Annotated in this window: 18 protein-coding genes; 15 read left to right on the top strand and 3 right to left on the bottom strand. The window is 52.0% G+C overall.

From position 1 onward, the window contains the following. Nucleotides 1-118: 118 nt before the first annotated feature. Entirely contained in the window at nucleotides 119-1,765 is a 1,647-nt protein-coding gene (gene fumB, locus AL515_RS12280; RefSeq protein WP_048211738.1) for a class I fumarate hydratase, read from the bottom strand. 263 nt (nucleotides 1,766-2,028) lie between these two features. On the opposite strand from fumB, the gene manA reads away from it, so the two are divergent. Both manA and AL515_RS12270 read left to right on the top strand, forming a co-directional pair. Further along, nucleotides 2,029-3,204 (top strand): mannose-6-phosphate isomerase, encoded by a 1,176-nt coding sequence (gene manA, locus AL515_RS12275; protein ID WP_061067861.1) that lies wholly within the window; start codon nucleotides 2,029-2,031, stop codon nucleotides 3,202-3,204. Between the two features lie 107 nt (nucleotides 3,205-3,311). Continuing rightward, entirely contained in the window at nucleotides 3,312-4,820 is a 1,509-nt protein-coding gene (locus AL515_RS12270) for a YdgA family protein (protein ID WP_061068823.1), read from the top strand. A gap of 57 nt (nucleotides 4,821-4,877) precedes the next feature. Here the strand turns inward: AL515_RS12270 and AL515_RS12265 are convergent, their stop codons facing one another. Then, nucleotides 4,878-5,906 (bottom strand): Mal regulon transcriptional regulator MalI, encoded by a 1,029-nt coding sequence (locus AL515_RS12265; RefSeq protein ID WP_048211739.1) that lies wholly within the window; start codon nucleotides 5,904-5,906, stop codon nucleotides 4,878-4,880. Nucleotides 5,907-6,075: 169 nt separating this feature from the next. Here AL515_RS12265 and malX point away from each other — a divergent pair, with 169 nt between their 5' ends. The 3 genes from malX (at nucleotide 6,076) to add (ending at nucleotide 9,953) form a co-directional block, all read left to right on the top strand. Continuing rightward, nucleotides 6,076-7,668: a maltose/glucose-specific PTS transporter subunit IIBC gene (malX, locus tag AL515_RS12260; RefSeq protein ID WP_061067860.1), complete on the top strand. Its 1,593-nt coding sequence runs from the start codon at nucleotides 6,076-6,078 to the stop codon at nucleotides 7,666-7,668. Nucleotides 7,669-7,678: 10 nt separating this feature from the next. After that, nucleotides 7,679-8,851 carry a MalY/PatB family protein gene (locus tag AL515_RS12255; protein WP_061067859.1) on the top strand — a complete coding sequence of 391 codons (1,173 nt, stop codon included), beginning with the start codon at nucleotides 7,679-7,681 and terminating at the stop codon, nucleotides 8,849-8,851. Nucleotides 8,852-8,951: 100 nt separating this feature from the next. Continuing rightward, complete coding sequence (gene add / locus AL515_RS12250) at nucleotides 8,952-9,953, top strand: adenosine deaminase (protein ID WP_048211742.1); 1,002 nt, start codon at nucleotides 8,952-8,954, stop codon at nucleotides 9,951-9,953. A 90-nt stretch (nucleotides 9,954-10,043) separates the two neighbouring features. On the opposite strand, the gene AL515_RS12245 is transcribed toward add, so the two are convergent. Then, nucleotides 10,044-11,084: an oxidoreductase gene (locus AL515_RS12245; RefSeq protein WP_048211743.1), complete on the bottom strand. Its 1,041-nt coding sequence runs from the start codon at nucleotides 11,082-11,084 to the stop codon at nucleotides 10,044-10,046. Nucleotides 11,085-11,325: 241 nt separating this feature from the next. Here AL515_RS12245 and blr point away from each other — a divergent pair, with 241 nt between their 5' ends. From blr to nth, 10 genes are all read left to right on the top strand, one after another. Further along, nucleotides 11,326-11,451 carry a division septum protein Blr gene (blr, locus tag AL515_RS12240; RefSeq protein WP_040233850.1) on the top strand — a complete coding sequence of 42 codons (126 nt, stop codon included), beginning with the start codon at nucleotides 11,326-11,328 and terminating at the stop codon, nucleotides 11,449-11,451. A gap of 298 nt (nucleotides 11,452-11,749) precedes the next feature. Then, nucleotides 11,750-11,965 carry a transcription modulator YdgT gene (gene ydgT, locus AL515_RS12235; protein WP_003832804.1) on the top strand — a complete coding sequence of 72 codons (216 nt, stop codon included), beginning with the start codon at nucleotides 11,750-11,752 and terminating at the stop codon, nucleotides 11,963-11,965. A gap of 91 nt (nucleotides 11,966-12,056) precedes the next feature. Beyond that, a complete protein-coding gene (locus AL515_RS12230) occupies nucleotides 12,057-12,497 on the top strand; it encodes a DUF2569 domain-containing protein (protein ID WP_061068822.1) in 441 nt (146 codons plus the stop codon). Nucleotides 12,498-12,573: 76 nt separating this feature from the next. After that, nucleotides 12,574-13,155, top strand: coding sequence for an electron transport complex subunit RsxA (gene rsxA, locus AL515_RS12225; protein ID WP_005121199.1), 582 nt, complete (start codon nucleotides 12,574-12,576; stop codon nucleotides 13,153-13,155). After that, on the top strand, nucleotides 13,155-13,733 hold the full coding sequence (gene rsxB, locus AL515_RS12220) for an electron transport complex subunit RsxB (RefSeq protein ID WP_005121200.1): 579 nt from the start codon (nucleotides 13,155-13,157) through the stop codon (nucleotides 13,731-13,733). Before rsxA ends, rsxB begins: the two co-directional genes overlap by 1 nt. Beyond that, nucleotides 13,726-15,750: an electron transport complex subunit RsxC gene (rsxC, locus tag AL515_RS12215; RefSeq protein WP_061067858.1), complete on the top strand. Its 2,025-nt coding sequence runs from the start codon at nucleotides 13,726-13,728 to the stop codon at nucleotides 15,748-15,750. Before rsxB ends, rsxC begins: the two co-directional genes overlap by 8 nt. Beyond that, nucleotides 15,751-16,803 carry an electron transport complex subunit RsxD gene (gene rsxD / locus AL515_RS12210; RefSeq protein ID WP_048211746.1) on the top strand — a complete coding sequence of 351 codons (1,053 nt, stop codon included), beginning with the start codon at nucleotides 15,751-15,753 and terminating at the stop codon, nucleotides 16,801-16,803. It abuts the gene before it with no gap. A gap of 9 nt (nucleotides 16,804-16,812) precedes the next feature. Next, entirely contained in the window at nucleotides 16,813-17,433 is a 621-nt protein-coding gene (gene rsxG / locus AL515_RS12205) for an electron transport complex subunit RsxG (RefSeq protein WP_048211747.1), read from the top strand. A gap of 2 nt (nucleotides 17,434-17,435) precedes the next feature. Continuing rightward, the gene (locus tag AL515_RS12200; RefSeq protein WP_048211748.1) at nucleotides 17,436-18,128 is read left to right on the top strand and encodes an electron transport complex subunit E; all 693 of its coding nucleotides are present in this window, start codon (nucleotides 17,436-17,438) and stop codon (nucleotides 18,126-18,128) included. Beyond that, entirely contained in the window at nucleotides 18,128-18,763 is a 636-nt protein-coding gene (gene nth / locus AL515_RS12195) for an endonuclease III (protein ID WP_048211749.1), read from the top strand. Before AL515_RS12200 ends, nth begins: the two co-directional genes overlap by 1 nt. Nucleotides 18,764-18,818 lie beyond the last annotated feature (55 nt).

The following is an 18,818-nucleotide window of genomic DNA, read 5'->3' as shown; positions in this document are numbered from 1 at the left end:
TGATTAGGTTATGTTTCGACATTGCCCACTTGCATTGGTCTTATGAGTATTAACGAGGAAAAAACTGTCGTTTGGTGGTTCGTGCGGTAAAAAAAACCGCCCCGTAGGGCGGCTGACGTTACTTAACGCAGCGTGCGCACTGCGACGTCTGAATTTGCTGGAAGAAATCGTTCCCTTTGTCATCCACCAGGATAAACGCCGGGAAATCTTCCACTTCAATTTTCCAGATGGCTTCCATCCCCAGTTCGGGATATTCCACGCACTCCAGACTCTTGATACTGCCCTGAGCCAGCACGGCCGCTGGCCCACCAATGCTGCCTAAGTAGAAACCGCCATGTTTATGGCAAGCGTCAGTAACCTGCTGACTGCGGTTTCCTTTTGCCAGCATGATCATACTCCCGCCCGCGGCCTGAAGCTGGTCAACATACGAGTCCATACGTCCGGCAGTGGTTGGACCAAGCGAGCCAGATGCATAACCTTCCGGCGTTTTTGCCGGTCCGGCGTAATAGATTGGGTGATCTTTAACATACTGCGGCAAACTTTCGCCGTTATCCAGACGTTCTTTCAGTTTCGCATGCGCTATGTCACGTCCAACGATGATCGTACCATTCAGCGACAAGCGGGTAGAAACCGGATATTGCGACAACTGTGCCAGGATATCCTTCATCGGACGGTTCAGGTCGACACGCACGGCTTCGCCTTCGCCTGCCTGACGCAGTTCTTCCGGGATATATTTGCCAGGATTGTGTTCGAGCTTCTCAATCCAGATCCCTTCACGGTTGATTTTGGCTTTGATATTACGGTCAGCAGAGCAAGAGACCCCCATACCGACCGGACACGACGCGCCGTGACGCGGCAGGCGGATTACACGGATATCATGAGCAAAGTACTTTCCGCCAAACTGCGCGCCCAACCCTAAATTCTGTGCCTCAATCAGCAGCTCTTTTTCCAGCACCACATCACGGAATGCCTGGCCATGTTCATTACCTTCGGTCGGCAGCTCATCATAGTATTTCGCCGACGCCAGTTTCACCGTTTTCAGCGTGGCTTCTGCGGATGTTCCACCGATCACAAACGCGATGTGGTACGGCGGGCAAGCTGCTGTTCCCAGCGTACGCATCTTCTCCACCAGGTAATTTTTTAATTTGCCTGGCGTGAGCAGCGCTTTGGTTTCCTGGTACAGATAGGTTTTGTTCGCCGAACCGCCGCCTTTGGCAATACACAGGAATTTATATTCATCGCCGTCGACGGTATACAAGTCAATCTGTGCTGGCAGATTGGTACCGGTGTTCACCTCTTTGTACATATCCAGCGCGGCGTTTTGTGAATAGCGCAGGTTATCTTCGATGTAGGTGTTATAAACCCCACGCGCCAGCGCCGCTTCGTCACCGCCGCCAGTCCAGACACGCTGTCCTTTTTTACCCACGATAATCGCCGTGCCGGTGTCCTGACATGTCGGCAGAATGCCCTTTGCCGCGATATCAGAGTTACGCAGGAATTGCAGGGCGACATATTTATCGTTTTCGCTGGCATCCGGATCACGCAGAATGTCTGCAACCTGCTGCTGATGAGCAGGACGCAGCATAAACGATGCGTCATGAAATGCCTGGCGAGCCAGCAAAGTTAAAGCCTCAGGCGCAACTTTGACAATCTCCTGCCCTTCAAATTCGGCAACGGAAACATGGTCGCTGGTCAGCAGATAGTATTCGGTATCATCCTTTTTGAGGGGAAAAGGATGCTGATAATGAAAGGGTTTGTTTGACATTGTGCTCTCACTTACTGCTCGGTCTGGTTATTCTCTGGGCAGATGTTCCATTGCCCTGCTTCCCTGCCGCAGATCGGGTTGTAGAAGATATGGCTTTCTGCAACCAGAATTACTCAGGGTATTAAAAGCGAGTCACCATATCCTACACAATTTTTTAACAAAAACTGAGACTAGTACGACTTTTTGCACGTGCAGGTTACTTCGACCGGGGTTTCTTGGTTTAATAGCCAGAGATTTTTCAACATTGAAACAGGGCATTGATAATGCAAAAACTGATCAACTCAGTGCAACACTACGCCTGGGGAAGTAAAACTGCGTTAACGGAACTTTATGGCATTGCCAACCCAACCCAGCAGCCAATGGCCGAGCTGTGGATGGGTGCTCATCCGAAAAGCAGCTCTCAGGTTCAAGGGGCCGATGGCCAACCCGTTGCTCTGCGCGATGTTATCGAGCACGATAAATCCGCACTGTTGGGCGATGCGGTAGCAAAACGCTTTGGCGAACTGCCCTTCCTGTTTAAAGTGCTCTGCGCCGCTCAACCCCTTTCTATTCAGGTCCATCCAAACAAACACAACTCTGAGATAGGTTTCGCCAAAGAAAACGCTGCCGGGATCCCGATGGATGCCGCTGAGCGTAACTACAAAGATCCGAACCACAAGCCAGAACTGGTTTTTGCCCTGACGCCATTCCTGGCGATGAATGCGTTTCGCGAGTTCTCTGACATCGTTGCGTTGTTACAACCGGTTGCGGGCGCACATCCTGCCATTGCTCACTTTTTGCAGGAACCCGGTGCCGAGCGCCTGAGCTACCTTTTCGCCAGCCTGTTAAATATGCAGGACCAGGAAAAATCGCATGCACTGGCAATACTGAAATCAGCCCTTAACAGCCAGCAAGGCGAACCGTGGCAGACTATTCGCCTTATCGCCGATGTCTACCCGAACGACAGCGGTCTTTTCTCCCCACTGCTGCTGAATGTGGTGAAGCTAAATCCTGGCGAAGCGATGTTCCTGTTCGCCGAAACGCCGCACGCCTATCTGCAAGGTGTGGCACTTGAGGTCATGGCAAACTCAGATAACGTGCTGCGTGCAGGGCTGACACCGAAATATATCGATATTCCGGAGCTGGTGGCCAACGTTAAATTTGTCGCAAAACCGGCGAACCAACTGTTGACCACGCCGGTCAAAACCGGTGGTGAACTCGACTTCCCGATCCCGGTTGATGATTTCGCCTTCTCCCTGCATGAACTGTCTGCCGGAGAAGCCGTAATTAGCCAGCACAGCGCGGCAATTTTGTTCTGCATCGAAGGTGAAGCGCTACTGAGTAAAGGCGATCAACGTCTGGAACTAAAACCGGGTGAATCCGCATTTATTAGTGCGAATGAATCGCCAATAAGTGTCAGCGGCGTCGGCCGTTTAGCGCGTGTTTACAACAAGCTCTAGCAAGATACTGATATTTTTGACAACTCTTGCTAAGCTAGTAGAGAGTTAAAAACATGTCACTCCTCCAGGCGTCTTCAAACGCCTGGTTTTATTTTATGGATATCGAAATGAAAAAATCGCTGGTAGCTGCGGGTGTGGTGGTTGCGCTGGGTATCGTCTGGACGGGCGGCGCCTGGTACACCGGAAAGAAACTGGAAACGCATCTCGCTGAGATGGTGACGCAGGCAAATGATCAGATCAAACGCTACTCACCTGAGGCAGGAATTGAACTGAGTTATCAAAACTACCAGCGCGGCGTGTTCAATAGCCAACTGCAACTGGTAGTGAAGCCCATCGCCGGACAGGAAAACGCATGGCTGAAAGCAGGCCAAACTATCGTTCTGGATGAAACGGTGGATCACGGCCCCTTCCCGTTAACCCAGCTTAAGTCATTGAACCTCATTCCTGCTATGGCTTCGGTGAGAACAACACTGGTGAATAACGATGTCACTAAGTCATTGTTTGATATAGCCAAAGGCGAGTCTCCTTTCGTCATCAACTCCCGTATTAGCTATAGTGGCGACACCCGTTCCGATCTTTCCCTTAAACCGTTGAACTACGAGAAAGGCGACGAAAAAGTGGCCTTTAGCGGTGGGGAATTCCAGTTCACCGCAGATAAAGACGGTAACGCGGTTTCCCTGACGGGCACTGCGCAAAGCGGTCAGGTTAATGCAGTCAACGAATACGATCAGAAGGTGCAAATTACCTTTAATAACCTGACAACCGAAGGGTCCAGCAGTGTCGCCAGTTTTGGTGAACGCATCGGCGACCAGAAGCTGTCTCTCGATAAGCTGTCGATATCGGTCGAAGGCAAAGAACTGGCCGTGCTGGAAGGAATGGGAATTGATGGTAAATCCGATCTGATTAACGACGGAAAAACCGTGAACAGTCAGTTGGATTACACCCTGAACAGCCTTAAATTACAGGGTCAGGATTTGGGTAGCGGTAAGCTAACGCTGAAAGTGGGTCAGATTGACGGTGAAGCCCTGCATCAGTTCAGCCAGCAGTACAGTGCCCAAACCAAGGCGCTAATGTCGCAGATTGATGTCGTCCAAAACCCAGAGCTGTATCAGCAGAAAGTCACGGAAGCGTTCTTTAATGCGCTGCCCATTCTGATGAAAGGTGAACCAGTAATCACCATTGCGCCGTTAAGCTGGAAAAATGCGAAAGGCGAAACGACGTTTAATCTGTCGCTGCTGCTCAAAGATCCAACCGCGACCAAAGAAGAGCCACAAACGCTGGCTCAGGAAGTGGATCGTTCAGTCAAATCACTGGACGCGAAGCTGACTATTCCTGTGGATATGGCAACTGAGTTCATGACACAGATAGCCAAAATTGAGGGCTATCAGCAGGAGCAAGCCGCGGAGCTGGCTAAACAGCAGGTCAATGGCATGGCTGCGATGGGGCAGATGTTCCGCATTACCACGATGCAGGACAACACTATCGGCTCCAGCCTGCAATACACCAATGGCCAGGTAACGCTCAACGGGCAGAAGATGCCGCTGGATGAGTTTGTTGGTATGTTCGGTATGCCGACCCTTGGCGAACCGGATGCTCCGGCAGTTCCACAACAGTAATTCTTCTCTGAACCAGGCCCGATAATACCGCTTATCGGGCTTTTGATCTTCGGCAAGCTACTTCTGCGTGACCAGTCGGGCGGAAAGCGTCAGATTGCGGGAATGGCTGTCATCATTACCAATGCGCTGCAGTATACGTTCAGCCAGGGTATAACCCATTTCGCGTGCCGGGGTACTGGCCCAGATAATGGGAATGTCATCCAGCGCGTTTTCTGCCACATCCGCAAATCCGGCCAGTGAGACTTGCTGTTCAAAATAGCGATCGACGCCAATTTCGCCGCTCTGACGCCCCGCTCTCATCAGACCAAACCAGGCACCAACAGCGATGGTTTCGTTGTAACACACTACGGCGCTGATCGTCGGGTTGCGGCGTAACAGTGCAGCAACGGCTTCGGCAGCCTGCTTTTGACTGGATGAACACTCCAGAACCCAATCACTATGAAACGGTAAACCATATTTTAGCAGCGTCGCACAATAGCCGCCGACACGCTCTGCGCGGGTTAAAGAAGAACTCTGCCCCCCCAGCCACGCGATTCGCTGGTGACCGTGCCGAATGAGATGCTCAACCAACAATTGCGCTGCCTGCATGTTGTCGGGTCGTACCGTGTCGACGTCATCCAGGTAACTGGCTCGTGAGGCAAATACGACCGGAATCCCTTTTTCTTCAGCCAGTTGTCGCAGCGCATCACTGCTATCAGCTGCACCTGCAATGACTACGCCATCCACGCCCTGATTAAGTAGCATCGCAAAACGCTGAGCCAATTGTTCACCGTCTTTGCCGCCGTGTAAAAGAAAGACCATCCGACCCTGTGCTTCTAATGCTTCCGTCAGGCCTGCCGTCAGTTCAGCATAAAATGGCGCAGACAGATCGCGCACAATCAGCCCGACCACACCACTCTGACCGCCACGCAGCACCGATGCCTGACGATTACGTACGAACCCCAACTGCTCAATGGCTGCGTTTACCCGCTCCCCGGTTGCGGATGAGATACGCCCTTTTCCACTAAGCACCAATGAGACTGTACTGACCGAAACCCCGGCAGCCAGCGCAACATCATGAATGGTTATTTTTTTGGCTATAGCCATAAAAACAGAAAACTCCCTGATAACGTGACGGATAAAACGTTTTATCAATCGGTTATAGTTATACGCCGTATTATCATTCGATAATGTGATTTATACCGCACTAAAATTAGGTAAAACGTTTTATCTTCTCGCCATCATTAGTCACCGAGCTTTCACGAGGAGTCGTTAGATGACGACGAGAACCACACCAAAAATAACGTTATGGGAATTTTTCCAGCAGTTGGGCAAAACCTTTATGTTGCCCGTGGCTCTGCTCTCCTTCTGCGGGATCATGTTGGGGATCGGCAGTTCATTAAGCAGTCATGATGTCTTAACGCTGATCCCCGCATTGGGTAACCCGGTGCTTCAGGCTCTTTTTACCTGGATGAGTAAAGTCGGCTCTTTCGCCTTTAGTTTCTTACCCGTGATGTTTTGTATTGCTATTCCTCTCGGTCTGGCGCGCGAGAACAAAGGTGTGGCGGCATTTGGCGGGTTTGTTGGTTATGCAGTCATGAACCTTGCCGTTAACTTCTGGTTGACGGCGAAAGGGATTTTACCTACCACTGATGCAGCAATCCTGAAGGCCAATAACATCCAAAACATCCTGGGGATCCAGTCGATCGACACCGGGATCCTCGGTGCCGTCATCGCTGGGATCATTGTCTGGATGCTGCATGAACGCTTCCACAATATCCGTCTGCCGGACGCATTGGCTTTCTTCGGCGGCACCCGTTTTGTCCCCATCATCTCTTCACTGGTCATGGGACTGGTTGGATTAGTTATCCCTCTGATCTGGCCTATATTTGCGATGGGTATTACCGGGCTCGGCAATATCATCAACAGCGCAGGTGAATTTGGTCCGATGCTGTTTGGTACCGGCGAACGCCTGCTGCTGCCTTTTGGCCTGCACCATATTCTGGTGGCCCTCATTCGTTTTACTGAAGCGGGCGGTACCCAGGAAGTGTGTGGTCATAGCGTCAGTGGCGCATTGACTATTTTCCAGGCGCAGCTGAGCTGCCCGACAACACAAGGCTTCTCTGAAAGCGCAACCCGCTTCCTGTCTCAGGGCAAAATGCCGGCGTTCCTCGGTGGTTTGCCGGGTGCAGCATTAGCGATGTATCACTGTGCTCGTCCTGAGAATCGACATAAAATTAAAGGGTTATTAATTTCTGGTCTGATTGCCTGCGTCATTGGCGGTACCACCGAACCACTGGAATTCTTGTTCTTGTTCGTTGCCCCAGTTCTGTACGTGATCCACGCCTTATTGACCGGCCTCGGCTTTACCGTGATGGCGGTGCTCGGTGTGACTATCGGCAACACAGACGGTAACCTGATTGACTTCGTGGTGTTCGGGATCCTGCACGGGTTGTCCACCAAGTGGTATCTGGTCCCTGTTGTCGCGGCCATCTGGTTTGCGGTGTACTACGTTATCTTCCGCTTCGCGATCACCCGCTTTAATCTGAAGACACCGGGCCGTGATGTCGAAATTGCCAGCAATATCGAGAAAGTGATGGCAGGCACACCCGGTAAATCTGGCTACAATGTCCCGGCAATTCTGGCGGCATTGGGTGGCGCGGAGAATATCGTTAGTCTGGATAACTGCATTACGCGTTTGCGCTTGTCGGTCAAAGATATGTCACGCGTAAATGTCCAGGCACTGAAAGACAACCGGGCCATTGGCGTGGTACAGCTCAATCAGCATAACCTTCAGGTCGTTATTGGCCCGCAGGTCCAGTCAGTGAAAGACGAAATCGCAGTTCTGATGAACACCGTACAGGCGTGAGGACAACGACATGTTTGATTTTTCAAAGGTTGTGGACAGGCATGGTACCTGGTGTACTCAGTGGGATTACGTTGCCGACCGTTTTGGCACTGCCGATCTGCTGCCGTTCACCATCTCTGATATGGATTTTGCTACGGCCCCTTGCATTCTGGAGGCGCTGACACAGCGCCTGTCACACGGTGTATTAGGATACAGCCGCTGGAAAAATGACGAGTTTTTGGCGGCCATTAGCCACTGGTTTCTAACTCGTCACAATACCCGGATCGATCCTCAATCGCTGGTATATGGCCCCTCAGTTATCTATATGGTCTCAGAACTCATCCGCCAGTGGTCGTCTGCAGGCGACGCGGTAGTTGTCCATACGCCAGCTTACGATGCATTCTACAAGGCCATCGAGGGCAACCAGCGCACAGTGCTCCCCGTCGGTCTGGAAAAGCGGAGCGACGGTTGGTATTGCGACATGGCAAAGCTGGGAGCAGCTCTCTCACGGCCAGAGAGTAAAATTCTTCTGCTGTGTAGCCCACAAAATCCAACGGGCAAAGTGTGGACGCACGAGGAACTGGAAACCATGGCTGACTTATGCCAGCGACATGGTGTCAACGTCATTTCCGATGAAATCCATATGGATATGGTTTGGGGAGAGCAACCGCATATCCCGTGGATCAATGTCGCACGCGGCGACTGGGCGCTACTCACCTCCGGCTCCAAGAGCTTCAATATCCCGGCATTAACCGGAGCGTATGGGATCATCGAAGACGCCAATAGTCGCAACGATTATCTCAGTGCGCTAAAGGGACGCGATGGATTGTCTTCCCCTGCGGTGCTGGCACTCACCGCACATATTGCCGCCTATCAGCAAGGTGAGCGCTGGTTGGATGCCTTACGGGATTATCTTGTCGGCAACCTGCATTATGTTGCTGATGAACTTAATACCGCGTTCCCTGAACTTAACTGGCAGATCCCGCAATCCACCTATCTGGCCTGGATAGATTTACGTCCGCTCAGGGTTGATGACCAGGCGTTACAAAATGCGCTTATCCACCAGCAAAAAGTGGCGATCATGCCAGGTTCGACCTACGGAGAGGAAGGGTGCGGTTTTGTACGCCTGAATACCGGATGTCCCCGCTCAAAACTTGAGAAAGGTGTTCAGGGATTAATTAACGCCCTGCGCTCTCTGCGCTAACTAAAGTTGCGCAATGAAATTAATCATTGCGCAACATAGATTTTTATCCCGATTTATTCTTATAATACTGCGCACTTTACCTAAAAACATGAGTGCGACCATGATTGATACTTCCCTTCCTTTAACCGACGTCCATCGCCACCTTGATGGGAACATCCGTGCCCAAACGATCCTGGATCTTGGTCGTCAGTTTAATTTAACGCTTCCTGCTCAAACACTTGAAATGCTGATCCCTCACGTGCAGGTAACGTCAACTGAGCCTGATTTGGTCAGTTTTTTGTCAAAGCTTGACTGGGGTGTCAAAGTGCTGGCCTCGCTGGATGCCTGTCGCCGCGTCGCATTTGAGAATATTGAGGATGCCGCACGTAATGGTCTGCATTACGTTGAACTACGTTTTTCCCCAGGCTATATGGCGATGGCCCATCAACTCCCCGTTGCAGGTGTGGTTGAAGCCGTTATTGCAGGCGTACGCGAAGGCTGTAAAACGTTCGGCGTTGAAGCTCGCTTAATTGGAATTATGAGCCGTACTTTCGGCGAAGCTGCCTGTTTGCAGGAACTGGATGCACTGTTAGCGCATCGTGATCACATCACCGCACTGGATTTGGCCGGCGATGAACTCGGTTTCCCGGGCAGTTTGTTCCTGTCCCATTTCAACCGTGCACGCGACGCTGGCTGGCATATCACGGTTCATGCAGGTGAAGCGGCAGGCCCGGAAAGCATCTGGCAAGCTATCAGAGAACTGGGAGCAGAACGTATTGGCCACGGCGTAAAAGCCGTCGAAGATCGCGCCCTGATGGATTTTCTCGCCGAGCAGCGTATCGGCATTGAATCCTGTCTTACATCGAATATTCAAACCAGTACCGTCGCCTCACTGACGACGCATCCGCTGAAAACATTCCTTGAACACGGTGTACTGGCCAGTCTGAATACGGACGACCCGGCGGTTCAGGGTGTGGATATTATTCACGAATACACCGTAGCCGCTCCGGCTGCAGGATTGACGCGTGAACAGATTCGCCAGGCGCAAATCAATGGCCTGGAAATGGCGTTCCTGAGCAATGAAGAGAAACAAGCACTGCGTGAGAAAGTCGCCGCAGCGTAATGGCTTTATTGCCGGATGGCGCTAACGCTTATCTGGCCTACATTGCATTGTAGGCCAGATAAGATGCCTCGACATCCGACATTGGCATTATCAGGCAAGGCACAGCGTCGATCGGTGTTTCGCCGATTCAATGCCCAACTCAATCAGTTCCATGATTTGAATGGCTTGTCTGGCTGGAACCGGGTTCTCGCCGTTACCATTCAGCGCATCACGGATTCCCGCATAGTAAGCCGGATAATTACCTGGCACGGTTAACCAGGTTTCTTCCACCTGCTCATCACCTTCCATGCGTGTCAGTACACCATCACGCATGTCATAACCCCAGTCTTCCTGTGGCAGCCGCTCACCATTTTTAAGACGTTCCTCTTGTGGGTCCAGACCATACTTCACATAGCTGCCACGCGATCCGTGAACGATATAACGAGCAGACTCAGCCGCTGCCAGCATCGTTCCGTGAAGAATCACCCGACGCTGCGGATACGTCAGGATGGCATGGAAGTAATCTGTCGACTGCGCCCCTGGACGGAGCTGTGCCAGATCGACCGTCAGGCTCACCGGCAAGCCAAACAGGTTAATTGCCTGATCTAAAAGATGCGGCGCTAAGTCATACCAGATACCACTCCCCGGGCCACCCTGTTCACGCCAGCGGTCACGGACCTGCGGGCGGAAGCGATCGAAATGAGATTCAAAATAAGCCACCTCACCCAACGCGCCATCAGCCAGCAAGGCTTTCAGCGTCAGAAAATCGCTGTCCCAGCGACGGTTATGGAAGACAGAAAGCAGGCGCCCTACGCTTCTGGCCAGCGCATCCAGCTCGCGTGCTTGTGACAGTGTCACAGTGAAAGGCTTATCAACAACCACATGCTTACCTGCTTCCAGCGCCGCTTTCGCCAGCGGGAAGTGTGTATCATTGGGTGTAGGGATCACAATAAGGTCGATACTCGGATCGTTAAACAGGTGTTTAGGCTCAGTAACAACCGCCACCGAAGGCCAGTCCGCCTTCACTTTTGTTTCATCACTACTGGACACCGCAACCAGTTCCAGACCCGGAGTGCCCACGATCAGGGGGGCATGGAAAGTTTTACTGGCATAACCGTAACCGATTAGCCCAACGCGGATGTTGTCACTCATGTTTTTGCCTCTCAATTCAGATCTGGCCTATTTCACACCATAGATAGTAGCGCCACAATAGTTTAATAACCTTTGCGCTACAAAGGTTGTTGCTTAACTTAAGTCAAACATATGCCACTTAGAGTTAACTTGCCGCGAAAAAGTCATCGAAATCGTTCCCAATGCTCTTGCTGTATCATTTATTGATAAGTAACATTTGCTACCTGTGTTTATGGATAAATCAAAGCAAATGTCGTCAGTAATGAATCGTCTTATTGAGTTAACAGGTTGGATTGTTCTCGTGGTCTCCGTGATCCTGTTGGGTGTTGCCAATCATATTGACAACTACCAACCACCGGAACCCGTCGCTGCAGTACAGAAAAAATAAATATACGCAGCCCGTTATAGCCTGGCAGTTAACTCCGCGATGGTTGCTGGGTAGGGCTGTAAAAGATCATTTTTTGTCAAAAAAAAAGCGAATTATGCCGCATCCCGCTCCAGCGCGTATTGCCTGCGATCGTGAAGCGCGTTACCCTTTCCGCAGGCGTAAATAGCGCCTGGATTCCCACAGGGTTGAAAACTCTTCTTACATTTGCGCGCAAATTCGCGTTTACCTGTACAACGTTGGTTGTTTTTTAATATTTACTACTCCGTTAGTATTATTTTATTAATATGGATTGCCTTTTATGACTGTTCAGGATTACTTATTAAAATTCCGCAAAATCAGTTCGCTAGAAAGTCTGGAAAAATTGTTCGATCATCTTAACTACACACTTACTGACGATAGCGACATTATCAATATGTATCGCGCTGCAGACCACCGCCGTGCCGAGCTCATTTCGGGAGGCCGCCTGTTCGATGTTGGCCAGGTACCCAAATCCGTCTGGCATTACGTGCAATAAACAAGACAGTAGCGCCTGGCGTTAAAAGCTTTATAATAATTGCCCCAAAATGAACGGCATGTCTGTTCGCGCGCGTAAACCTGGAGATGAAATGACTACAACAGCGGCACAACGTATCGGAGGCTGGCTACTTGGGCCATTGGCCTGGCTGTTAGTCGCGTTGTTAAGTGCTTCGCTGGCGTTACTGCTGTATGTCACTGCGTTGGCCACACCGCAGACATTCCACACGCTGAGCGAGCAAAGTACGACGAATTTGCTGCTATGGGGCGTCTCCTTTATTACCGCTATCGCCATGTGGTACTACACGCTGTGGCTGACCATCGCGTTTTTCAAACGCAGAGTCTGTGTGCCAAAACACTATATTATATGGCTGCTGATCTCGGTGTTACTGGCAATTAAAGCGTTTGCATTTTCACCTGTTCCGGATGCGTTTGCCGTGCGTCAACTGCTGTTCCCTTTGTTAGCGGCTGCGCTGCTGGTACCCTATTTCAAACGCTCGCAACGCGTTAAGACGACGTTTGTGAACCCGTAATAACCCTACAGTTAACCTGTTGTCGCCTGTTGTAGATTGTCAGATAATAGGCGGCTTTTTTATTTCAGGCCGAAAAATGACTGATTACCTGCTGCTGTTTGTCGGAACTGTACTGGTCAATAACTTTGTACTGGTCAAGTTTCTGGGCTTATGCCCCTTTATGGGCGTTTCCAAAAAACTGGAAACCGCAATGGGTATGGGCCTCGCCACGACCTTTGTAATGACGCTGGCATCCATTTGCGCATGGCTGATTGACACCTGGATCCTCATCCCGCTCGATCTCATCTACCTGCGCACGCTGGCCTTCATTCTGGTCATCGCCGTGGTGGTACAATTTACCGAGATGGTTGTACGCAAAACCAGCCCTGCGCTGTATCGCCTACTGGGGATCTTCTTACCGCTGATCACCACTAACTGCGCGGTATTAGGTGTAGCGTTGCTGAACATCAACCTCGGGCATAATTTTTTACAGTCGGCGCTGTACGGTTTTTCCGCCGCCGTCGGCTTCTCACTGGTGATGGTTCTGTTCGCCGCAATTCGCGAACGCCTCGCCGTGGCAGACGTTCCTGCCCCCTTCCGCGGTAATGCGATTGCGCTGATTACCGCTGGTTTAATGTCTTTGGCCTTTATGGGCTTTAGTGGTTTGGTGAAGTTGTAATGAATGCTATCTGGATTGCCGTTGCCGCAGTGAGTCTGCTGGGTCTGGCGTTCGGCGCTATTTTGGGTTATGCCTCTCGTCGATTTGCCGTCGAGGATGATCCAGTCGTGGAGAAAATTGATGAAATTCTCCCGCAAAGCCAGTGTGGGCAGTGCGGTTATCCGGGCTGCCGTCCTTATGCTGAAGCTATTGGCTGTCAGGGCGAAAAAATCAACCGATGCGCCCCTGGTGGCGAAGCGGTGATGCTAAAAATTGCGACCCTGTTGAACGTCGATCCGCAACCTATTGATGGTGATGAGCAGGACGCTACCCCCGTTCGTATGCTGGCGGTGATTGATGAAAATAACTGTATCGGCTGCACAAAATGCATTCAGGCCTGCCCGGTCGATGCCATCGTGGGCGCTACGCGTGCCATGCACACGGTGATGAGCGATCTGTGCACCGGATGCAATTTGTGCGTTGATCCGTGCCCGACCCAATGTATCGAATTACGCCCGGTCGCCGAGACACCTGACAGCTGGAAGTGGGATTTAAACACTATTCCTGTGCGCATCATTCCTGTGGAACAACATGCTTAAGTTATTCTCCGCATTCAGAAAAAATAAAATCTGGGACTTTGATGGCGGCATTCACCCACCTGAAATGAAAACCCAGTCTAACGGGACACCGCTGCGGCAGGTTCCGCTGGCTCCGCGCTTTATTATTCCGTTGAAGCAGCATATTGGCGCTGAAGGTGAACTGTGTGTCAATGTGGGCGACACCGTGCTGCGTGGTCAGGCGCTAACCCGTGGGCGCGGCAGAATGTTGCCCGTACACGCCCCGACCTCCGGCACCGTTGTTGCCATTGCCCCGCACTCTACCGCGCATCCTTCGGCTTTAGCTGAACTTAGCGTCATCATTGATGCGGACGGCGAAGATCGCTGGATTGAGCGTGACGGCTGGGCAAATTATCGTGCCCGCAGCCGCGAGGAGCTCATAGCCCGTATTCACCAATTCGGTGTTGCCGGACTCGGCGGCGCAGGTTTTCCAACCGGCGTCAAATTGCAGGGTGGCGGTGATAAAATTGAAACACTGATCATCAACGCCGCTGAATGTGAACCCTACATCACCGCGGATGACCGCTTAATGCAAGATTGCGCGGCCCAGGTGGTCGAAGGTATCCGCATACTTGCTCATATTCTTCAACCGCGCGAAGTCCTGCTGGGTATTGAAGATAACAAACCGCAGGCTATCTCCATGCTGCGCGCAGTGTTGGCTGATTCTCACGATATCAGTTTACGAGTCATTCCCACTAAATACCCGTCAGGCGGTGCCAAACAATTGACGCAAATCCTGACCGGGAAACAGGTTCCTCACGGTGGACGTTCCTCCGATATCGGGGTGCTGATGCAAAACGTGGGGACTGCCTATGCTGTCAAGCGGGCCGTTATTGACGGCGAGCCAATCACCGAGCGTGTGGTCACGCTAACGGGCGAAGCAGTCAGCCGCCCGGGCAACGTTTGGGCGCGATTGGGTACGCCTGTTCGTCACCTGCTCAATGATGCAGATTTCTGTCCTTCTGCTGACCAGATGGTGATCATGGGCGGTCCGCTGATGGGCTTTACCCTGCCCTGGCTGGATGTTCCCATCGTGAAGATCAGCAACTGCCTGCTTGCGCCTTCTGCCAGTGAAATGGGTGAACCGCAGGAAGAAAAAGGCTGTATTCGCTGTAGCGCCTGCGCCGATGCCTGCCCTGCCGATCTTCTGCCGCAGCAACTTTACTGGTTCAGTAAAGGCCAGCAGCATGATAAAGCGACAACCCACAACATTGCTGACTGCATTGAATGCGGTGCCTGCGCCTGGGTATGTCCAAGCAACATTCCCCTGGTGCAGTATTTCCGTCAGGAAAAAGCCGAGATTTACGCCATTAGTCAGGAAGAAAAACGAGCGGCTGAAGCAAAAGCGCGATTTGAAGCCCGACAGGCGCGCCTTGAACGTGAAAAAGCAGCGCGTCTTGAGCGGCATAAAAACGCAGCTGTACAACCTGCAGCGAAAGATCATGATGCCATCGCTGCTGCACTGGCTCGCGTGAAAGAGAAACAGGCCCAGGCTATGCAGCCGGTTGTCATTCAGGCGGGTGAAAAACCTGATAACAGCGCAGTGATTGCCGCACGTGAAGCGCGAAAAGCGCAGGCTCGCGCCGCACGCACTGATAATCCGTCAAAAGATGAGGACAGCAGAGCGGGTGCGGATCCACGCAAAGCTGCCGTCGAAGCCGCAATTGCCCGAGCCAAAGCCCGCAAGCTTGAGCAGCAGGCAGCTACGGAAACAGCCGAACTGGTTGACCCGCGCAAAGCCGCCGTCGAAGCCGCAATCGCCCGAGCTAAAGCCCGCAAGCTTGAGCAGCAATCAGCTACGGAAACAACCGAACCGGTTGACCCGCGCAAAGCTGCCGTCGAAGCCGCAATTGCCCGTGCCAAAGCCCGCAAGCTTGAGCAGCAGGCAGTAACGGAAACGGCCGAGCCGGTTGATCCACGTAAAGCCGCCGTTGCGGCCGCTATTGCTCGCGCTCAGGCAAAGAAAGCCGCACAGCAGCAGGTTGTAAACGAGGAATAAATGGTATTCAGAATAGCTAGCTCCCCTTATACCCATAACCAGCGTCAAACATCGCGTATCATGATGCTGGTTCTGATTGCTGCATTACCAGGAATTGCCGCTCAATGGTGGTTCTTCGGCTGGGGTACATTGTTCCAGATAGTGCTGGCATCGGTCAGTGCCATCGCCGCCGAAGCGGGCGTGCTTAAACTACGTAAACAGCCCGTTGCCGCAATCCTGAAAGACAACTCCGCCCTGCTTACAGGGTTGCTGCTTGCCGTCAGTATTCCTCCCCTGGCTCCGTGGTGGATGGTGATCCTGGGTACCGTCTTCGCCGTTATCATTGCCAAGCAGCTGTATGGCGGTCTTGGGCAGAATCCATTTAATCCGGCAATGATTGGTTATGTCGTGCTGTTGATCTCATTCCCGGTGCAAATGACAAGCTGGCTGCCACCGCATGAAATTGCCGCTACGGTGCCCGGATTTTTTGATGCTTTAAACGTTATCTTTACCGGACATACCGCTGGCGGCAGCGATATGAACACGCTCCGTATAGGGATCGACGGCATCAGTCAGGCAACGCCTCTCGATACCTTTAAGACGTCACTACATGCAGGGCGTACCGTTGAACAGGTGATGCAGTATCCGATTTACAGCGGCATGCTCGCGGGCGCGGGTTGGCAGTGGGTTAACCTTGCCTGGCTCGCGGGCGGCATCGTGTTGTTATGGCAGAAAGCGATTCGTTGGCACATCCCGGTGAGCTTCCTGATATCGCTCGCTGTTTGCGCCACTTTAGGCTGGATTTTCTCGCCAGACTCTCTGGCATCACCGCAGTTGCACCTGCTTTCCGGCGCCACCATGCTGGGTGCATTCTTTATTCTTACCGATCCCGTTACGGCATCAACTACCAACCGTGGTCGCCTGATTTTTGGCGCGCTTGCGGGTCTGTTGGTCTGGCTGATTCGTAGTTTTGGCGGTTATCCTGATGGTGTGGCTTTTGCCGTATTGCTGGCAAATATCACGGTTCCGCTGATTGATTATTACACTCGCCCTCGCGTGTACGGACATCGCTAAGGACTCCCTATGCTGAAAACGATTCGTAAACACGGTATTACACTGGCGCTGTTTGCTGCGGGCTCGACGGGGTTAACCGCGGCAATCAATCAATTAACCAAGTCCACTATTGATGAACAGGCCGCGCTGCAGCAAAAAGCACTGTTCGATCAGGTTCTGCCTGGCGAACGCTACAATAATAACTTGCCTGAGAGTTGTTATCTGGTCGATGCGCCAGCGTTAGGCAAAGGCAGCCACCGAGTGTATATTGCCCGCCAGGACGATCGTCCGGTTGCGGCAATTCTGGAGGCTACGGCCCCCGATGGTTATTCCGGCGCAATTCAACTTCTGGTTGGTGTAGATTTCAACGGTACTGTGCTGGGTACGCGGGTAACAGAACATCATGAAACACCAGGCCTCGGTGATAAAATCGAGTTACGTCTGTCAGACTGGATAACCCATTTTAGCGGCAAAACGATTAGTGCAGAGAACGACCCTCACTGGGCGGTGAAAAAAGACGGCGGCGACTTTGACCAGTTTACGGGCGCAACCATCACGCCGCGTGCGGTAGTGAATGCAGTAAAACGCGCCGGTTTATATGCGCAGACGCTGCCTGCGCAACTTCCTCAACTTAGCGCCTGTGGAGAATAACCATGAGCGAAATTAAAGACGTCATTGTTCAGGGGCTTTGGAAAAATAACTCCGCCCTTGTACAGTTACTCGGGATGTGCCCGTTGCTGGCCGTTACCTCTACTGCAACCAATGCGTTAGGTCTGGGGCTTGCGACTACGCTGGTGTTGACCCTGACAAACCTGACAATTTCAGCGCTACGCCGCTGGACACCGCCCGAAATCCGTATTCCCATTTATGTCATGATCATCGCCTCCGTAGTGAGTGCGGTACAAATGCTTATCAATGCCTACGCCTTTGGCCTGTATCAGTCTCTGGGTATCTTTATCCCCTTGATTGTGACCAACTGTATTGTTGTTGGCCGCGCAGAAGCCTTTGCCGCTAAAAAGGGCCCTGCTTTATCCGCGCTCGATGGTTTTTCTATTGGCATGGGGGCGACCGGCGCCATGTTTGTTCTCGGATCGCTGCGTGAAATCATAGGTAACGGTACATTGTTCGACGGCGCAGACGGACTGCTGGGCAATTGGGCCAAAGTCCTGCGCGTGGAGATCTTCCATACTGACACACCATTTCTGCTGGCCATGCTACCGCCGGGTGCATTCATTGGCCTGGGGCTGATGCTGGCTGTTAAGTATCTGATTGATGAAAAGATGAAGAAGCGTCGTGCCGAGGCCGCTATGGCAGCAGACCCGGCGGGTGAAACAGGGAATGTGTAATGAACAAAGCAAAACGGCTGGAAATACTGACGCGCCTGCGTGATAACAATCCGCATCCGACAACCGAGCTTAATTTTACATCACCGTTTGAACTGCTGATTTCGGTCTTGCTCTCCGCGCAGGCCACCGATGTCAGCGTCAATAAAGCAACAGCTAAGCTTTACCCCGTCGCTAATACGCCTGCCGCGATGCTGGAACTCGGCGTTGAAGGTGTTAAGTCCTACATCAAGACAATCGGTTTGTTTAACAGCAAAGCGGAGAACGTGATTAAAACCTGCCGCATTTTACTGGAAAAGCACAATGGCGAGGTTCCGGAAGACAGAGCCGCATTAGAAGCCCTGCCTGGCGTTGGGCGCAAGACGGCGAATGTAGTGTTAAATACCGCCTTCGGCTGGCCAACGATTGCCGTAGATACCCACATTTTCCGGGTATGTAACCGGACACAATTTGCCCCAGGTAAAAACGTCGAACAGGTCGAAGAGAAACTGCTGAAAGTCGTCCCCAGTGAATTTAAAGTCGATTGCCACCACTGGTTAATTCTTCATGGTCGCTACACCTGCATAGCCAGAAAACCACGTTGCGGTTCCTGCATTATCGAAGATCTTTGCGAATTCAAAGAAAAAGTCGATATCTGACAACATGGGGCCACAACGCTGGCCCCTATTTCATAACGATTAGTTATGCACTTCT

The sequence above is a fragment of the Citrobacter sp. FDAARGOS_156 genome, assembly GCF_001559235.2.
Classification (GTDB): domain Bacteria; phylum Pseudomonadota; class Gammaproteobacteria; order Enterobacterales; family Enterobacteriaceae; genus Citrobacter; species Citrobacter youngae.
This window is presented reverse-complemented; position numbering and strand designations above follow the sequence as displayed.

Bases quoted from the DNA above. Each gene is read 5' to 3' on its own strand.
- fumB (WP_048211738.1), bottom strand. From the start codon at position 1,765: ATGTCAAACAAACCCTTTCATTATCAGCATCCTTTTCCCCTCAAAAAG.
- manA (WP_061067861.1), top strand. From the start codon at position 2,029: ATGCAAAAACTGATCAACTCAGTGCAACACTACGCCTGGGGAAGTAAA.
- AL515_RS12270 (WP_061068823.1), top strand. From the start codon at position 3,312: ATGAAAAAATCGCTGGTAGCTGCGGGTGTGGTGGTTGCGCTGGGTATC.
- AL515_RS12265 (WP_048211739.1), bottom strand. From the start codon at position 5,906: ATGGCTATAGCCAAAAAAATAACCATTCATGATGTTGCGCTGGCTGCC.
- malX (WP_061067860.1), top strand. From the start codon at position 6,076: ATGACGACGAGAACCACACCAAAAATAACGTTATGGGAATTTTTCCAG.
- AL515_RS12255 (WP_061067859.1), top strand. From the start codon at position 7,679: ATGTTTGATTTTTCAAAGGTTGTGGACAGGCATGGTACCTGGTGTACT.
- add (WP_048211742.1), top strand. From the start codon at position 8,952: ATGATTGATACTTCCCTTCCTTTAACCGACGTCCATCGCCACCTTGAT.
- AL515_RS12245 (WP_048211743.1), bottom strand. From the start codon at position 11,084: ATGAGTGACAACATCCGCGTTGGGCTAATCGGTTACGGTTATGCCAGT.
- blr (WP_040233850.1), top strand. From the start codon at position 11,326: ATGAATCGTCTTATTGAGTTAACAGGTTGGATTGTTCTCGTGGTCTCC.
- ydgT (WP_003832804.1), top strand. From the start codon at position 11,750: ATGACTGTTCAGGATTACTTATTAAAATTCCGCAAAATCAGTTCGCTA.
- AL515_RS12230 (WP_061068822.1), top strand. From the start codon at position 12,057: ATGACTACAACAGCGGCACAACGTATCGGAGGCTGGCTACTTGGGCCA.
- rsxA (WP_005121199.1), top strand. From the start codon at position 12,574: ATGACTGATTACCTGCTGCTGTTTGTCGGAACTGTACTGGTCAATAAC.
- rsxB (WP_005121200.1), top strand. From the start codon at position 13,155: ATGAATGCTATCTGGATTGCCGTTGCCGCAGTGAGTCTGCTGGGTCTG.
- rsxC (WP_061067858.1), top strand. From the start codon at position 13,726: ATGCTTAAGTTATTCTCCGCATTCAGAAAAAATAAAATCTGGGACTTT.
- rsxD (WP_048211746.1), top strand. From the start codon at position 15,751: ATGGTATTCAGAATAGCTAGCTCCCCTTATACCCATAACCAGCGTCAA.
- rsxG (WP_048211747.1), top strand. From the start codon at position 16,813: ATGCTGAAAACGATTCGTAAACACGGTATTACACTGGCGCTGTTTGCT.
- AL515_RS12200 (WP_048211748.1), top strand. From the start codon at position 17,436: ATGAGCGAAATTAAAGACGTCATTGTTCAGGGGCTTTGGAAAAATAAC.
- nth (WP_048211749.1), top strand. From the start codon at position 18,128: ATGAACAAAGCAAAACGGCTGGAAATACTGACGCGCCTGCGTGATAAC.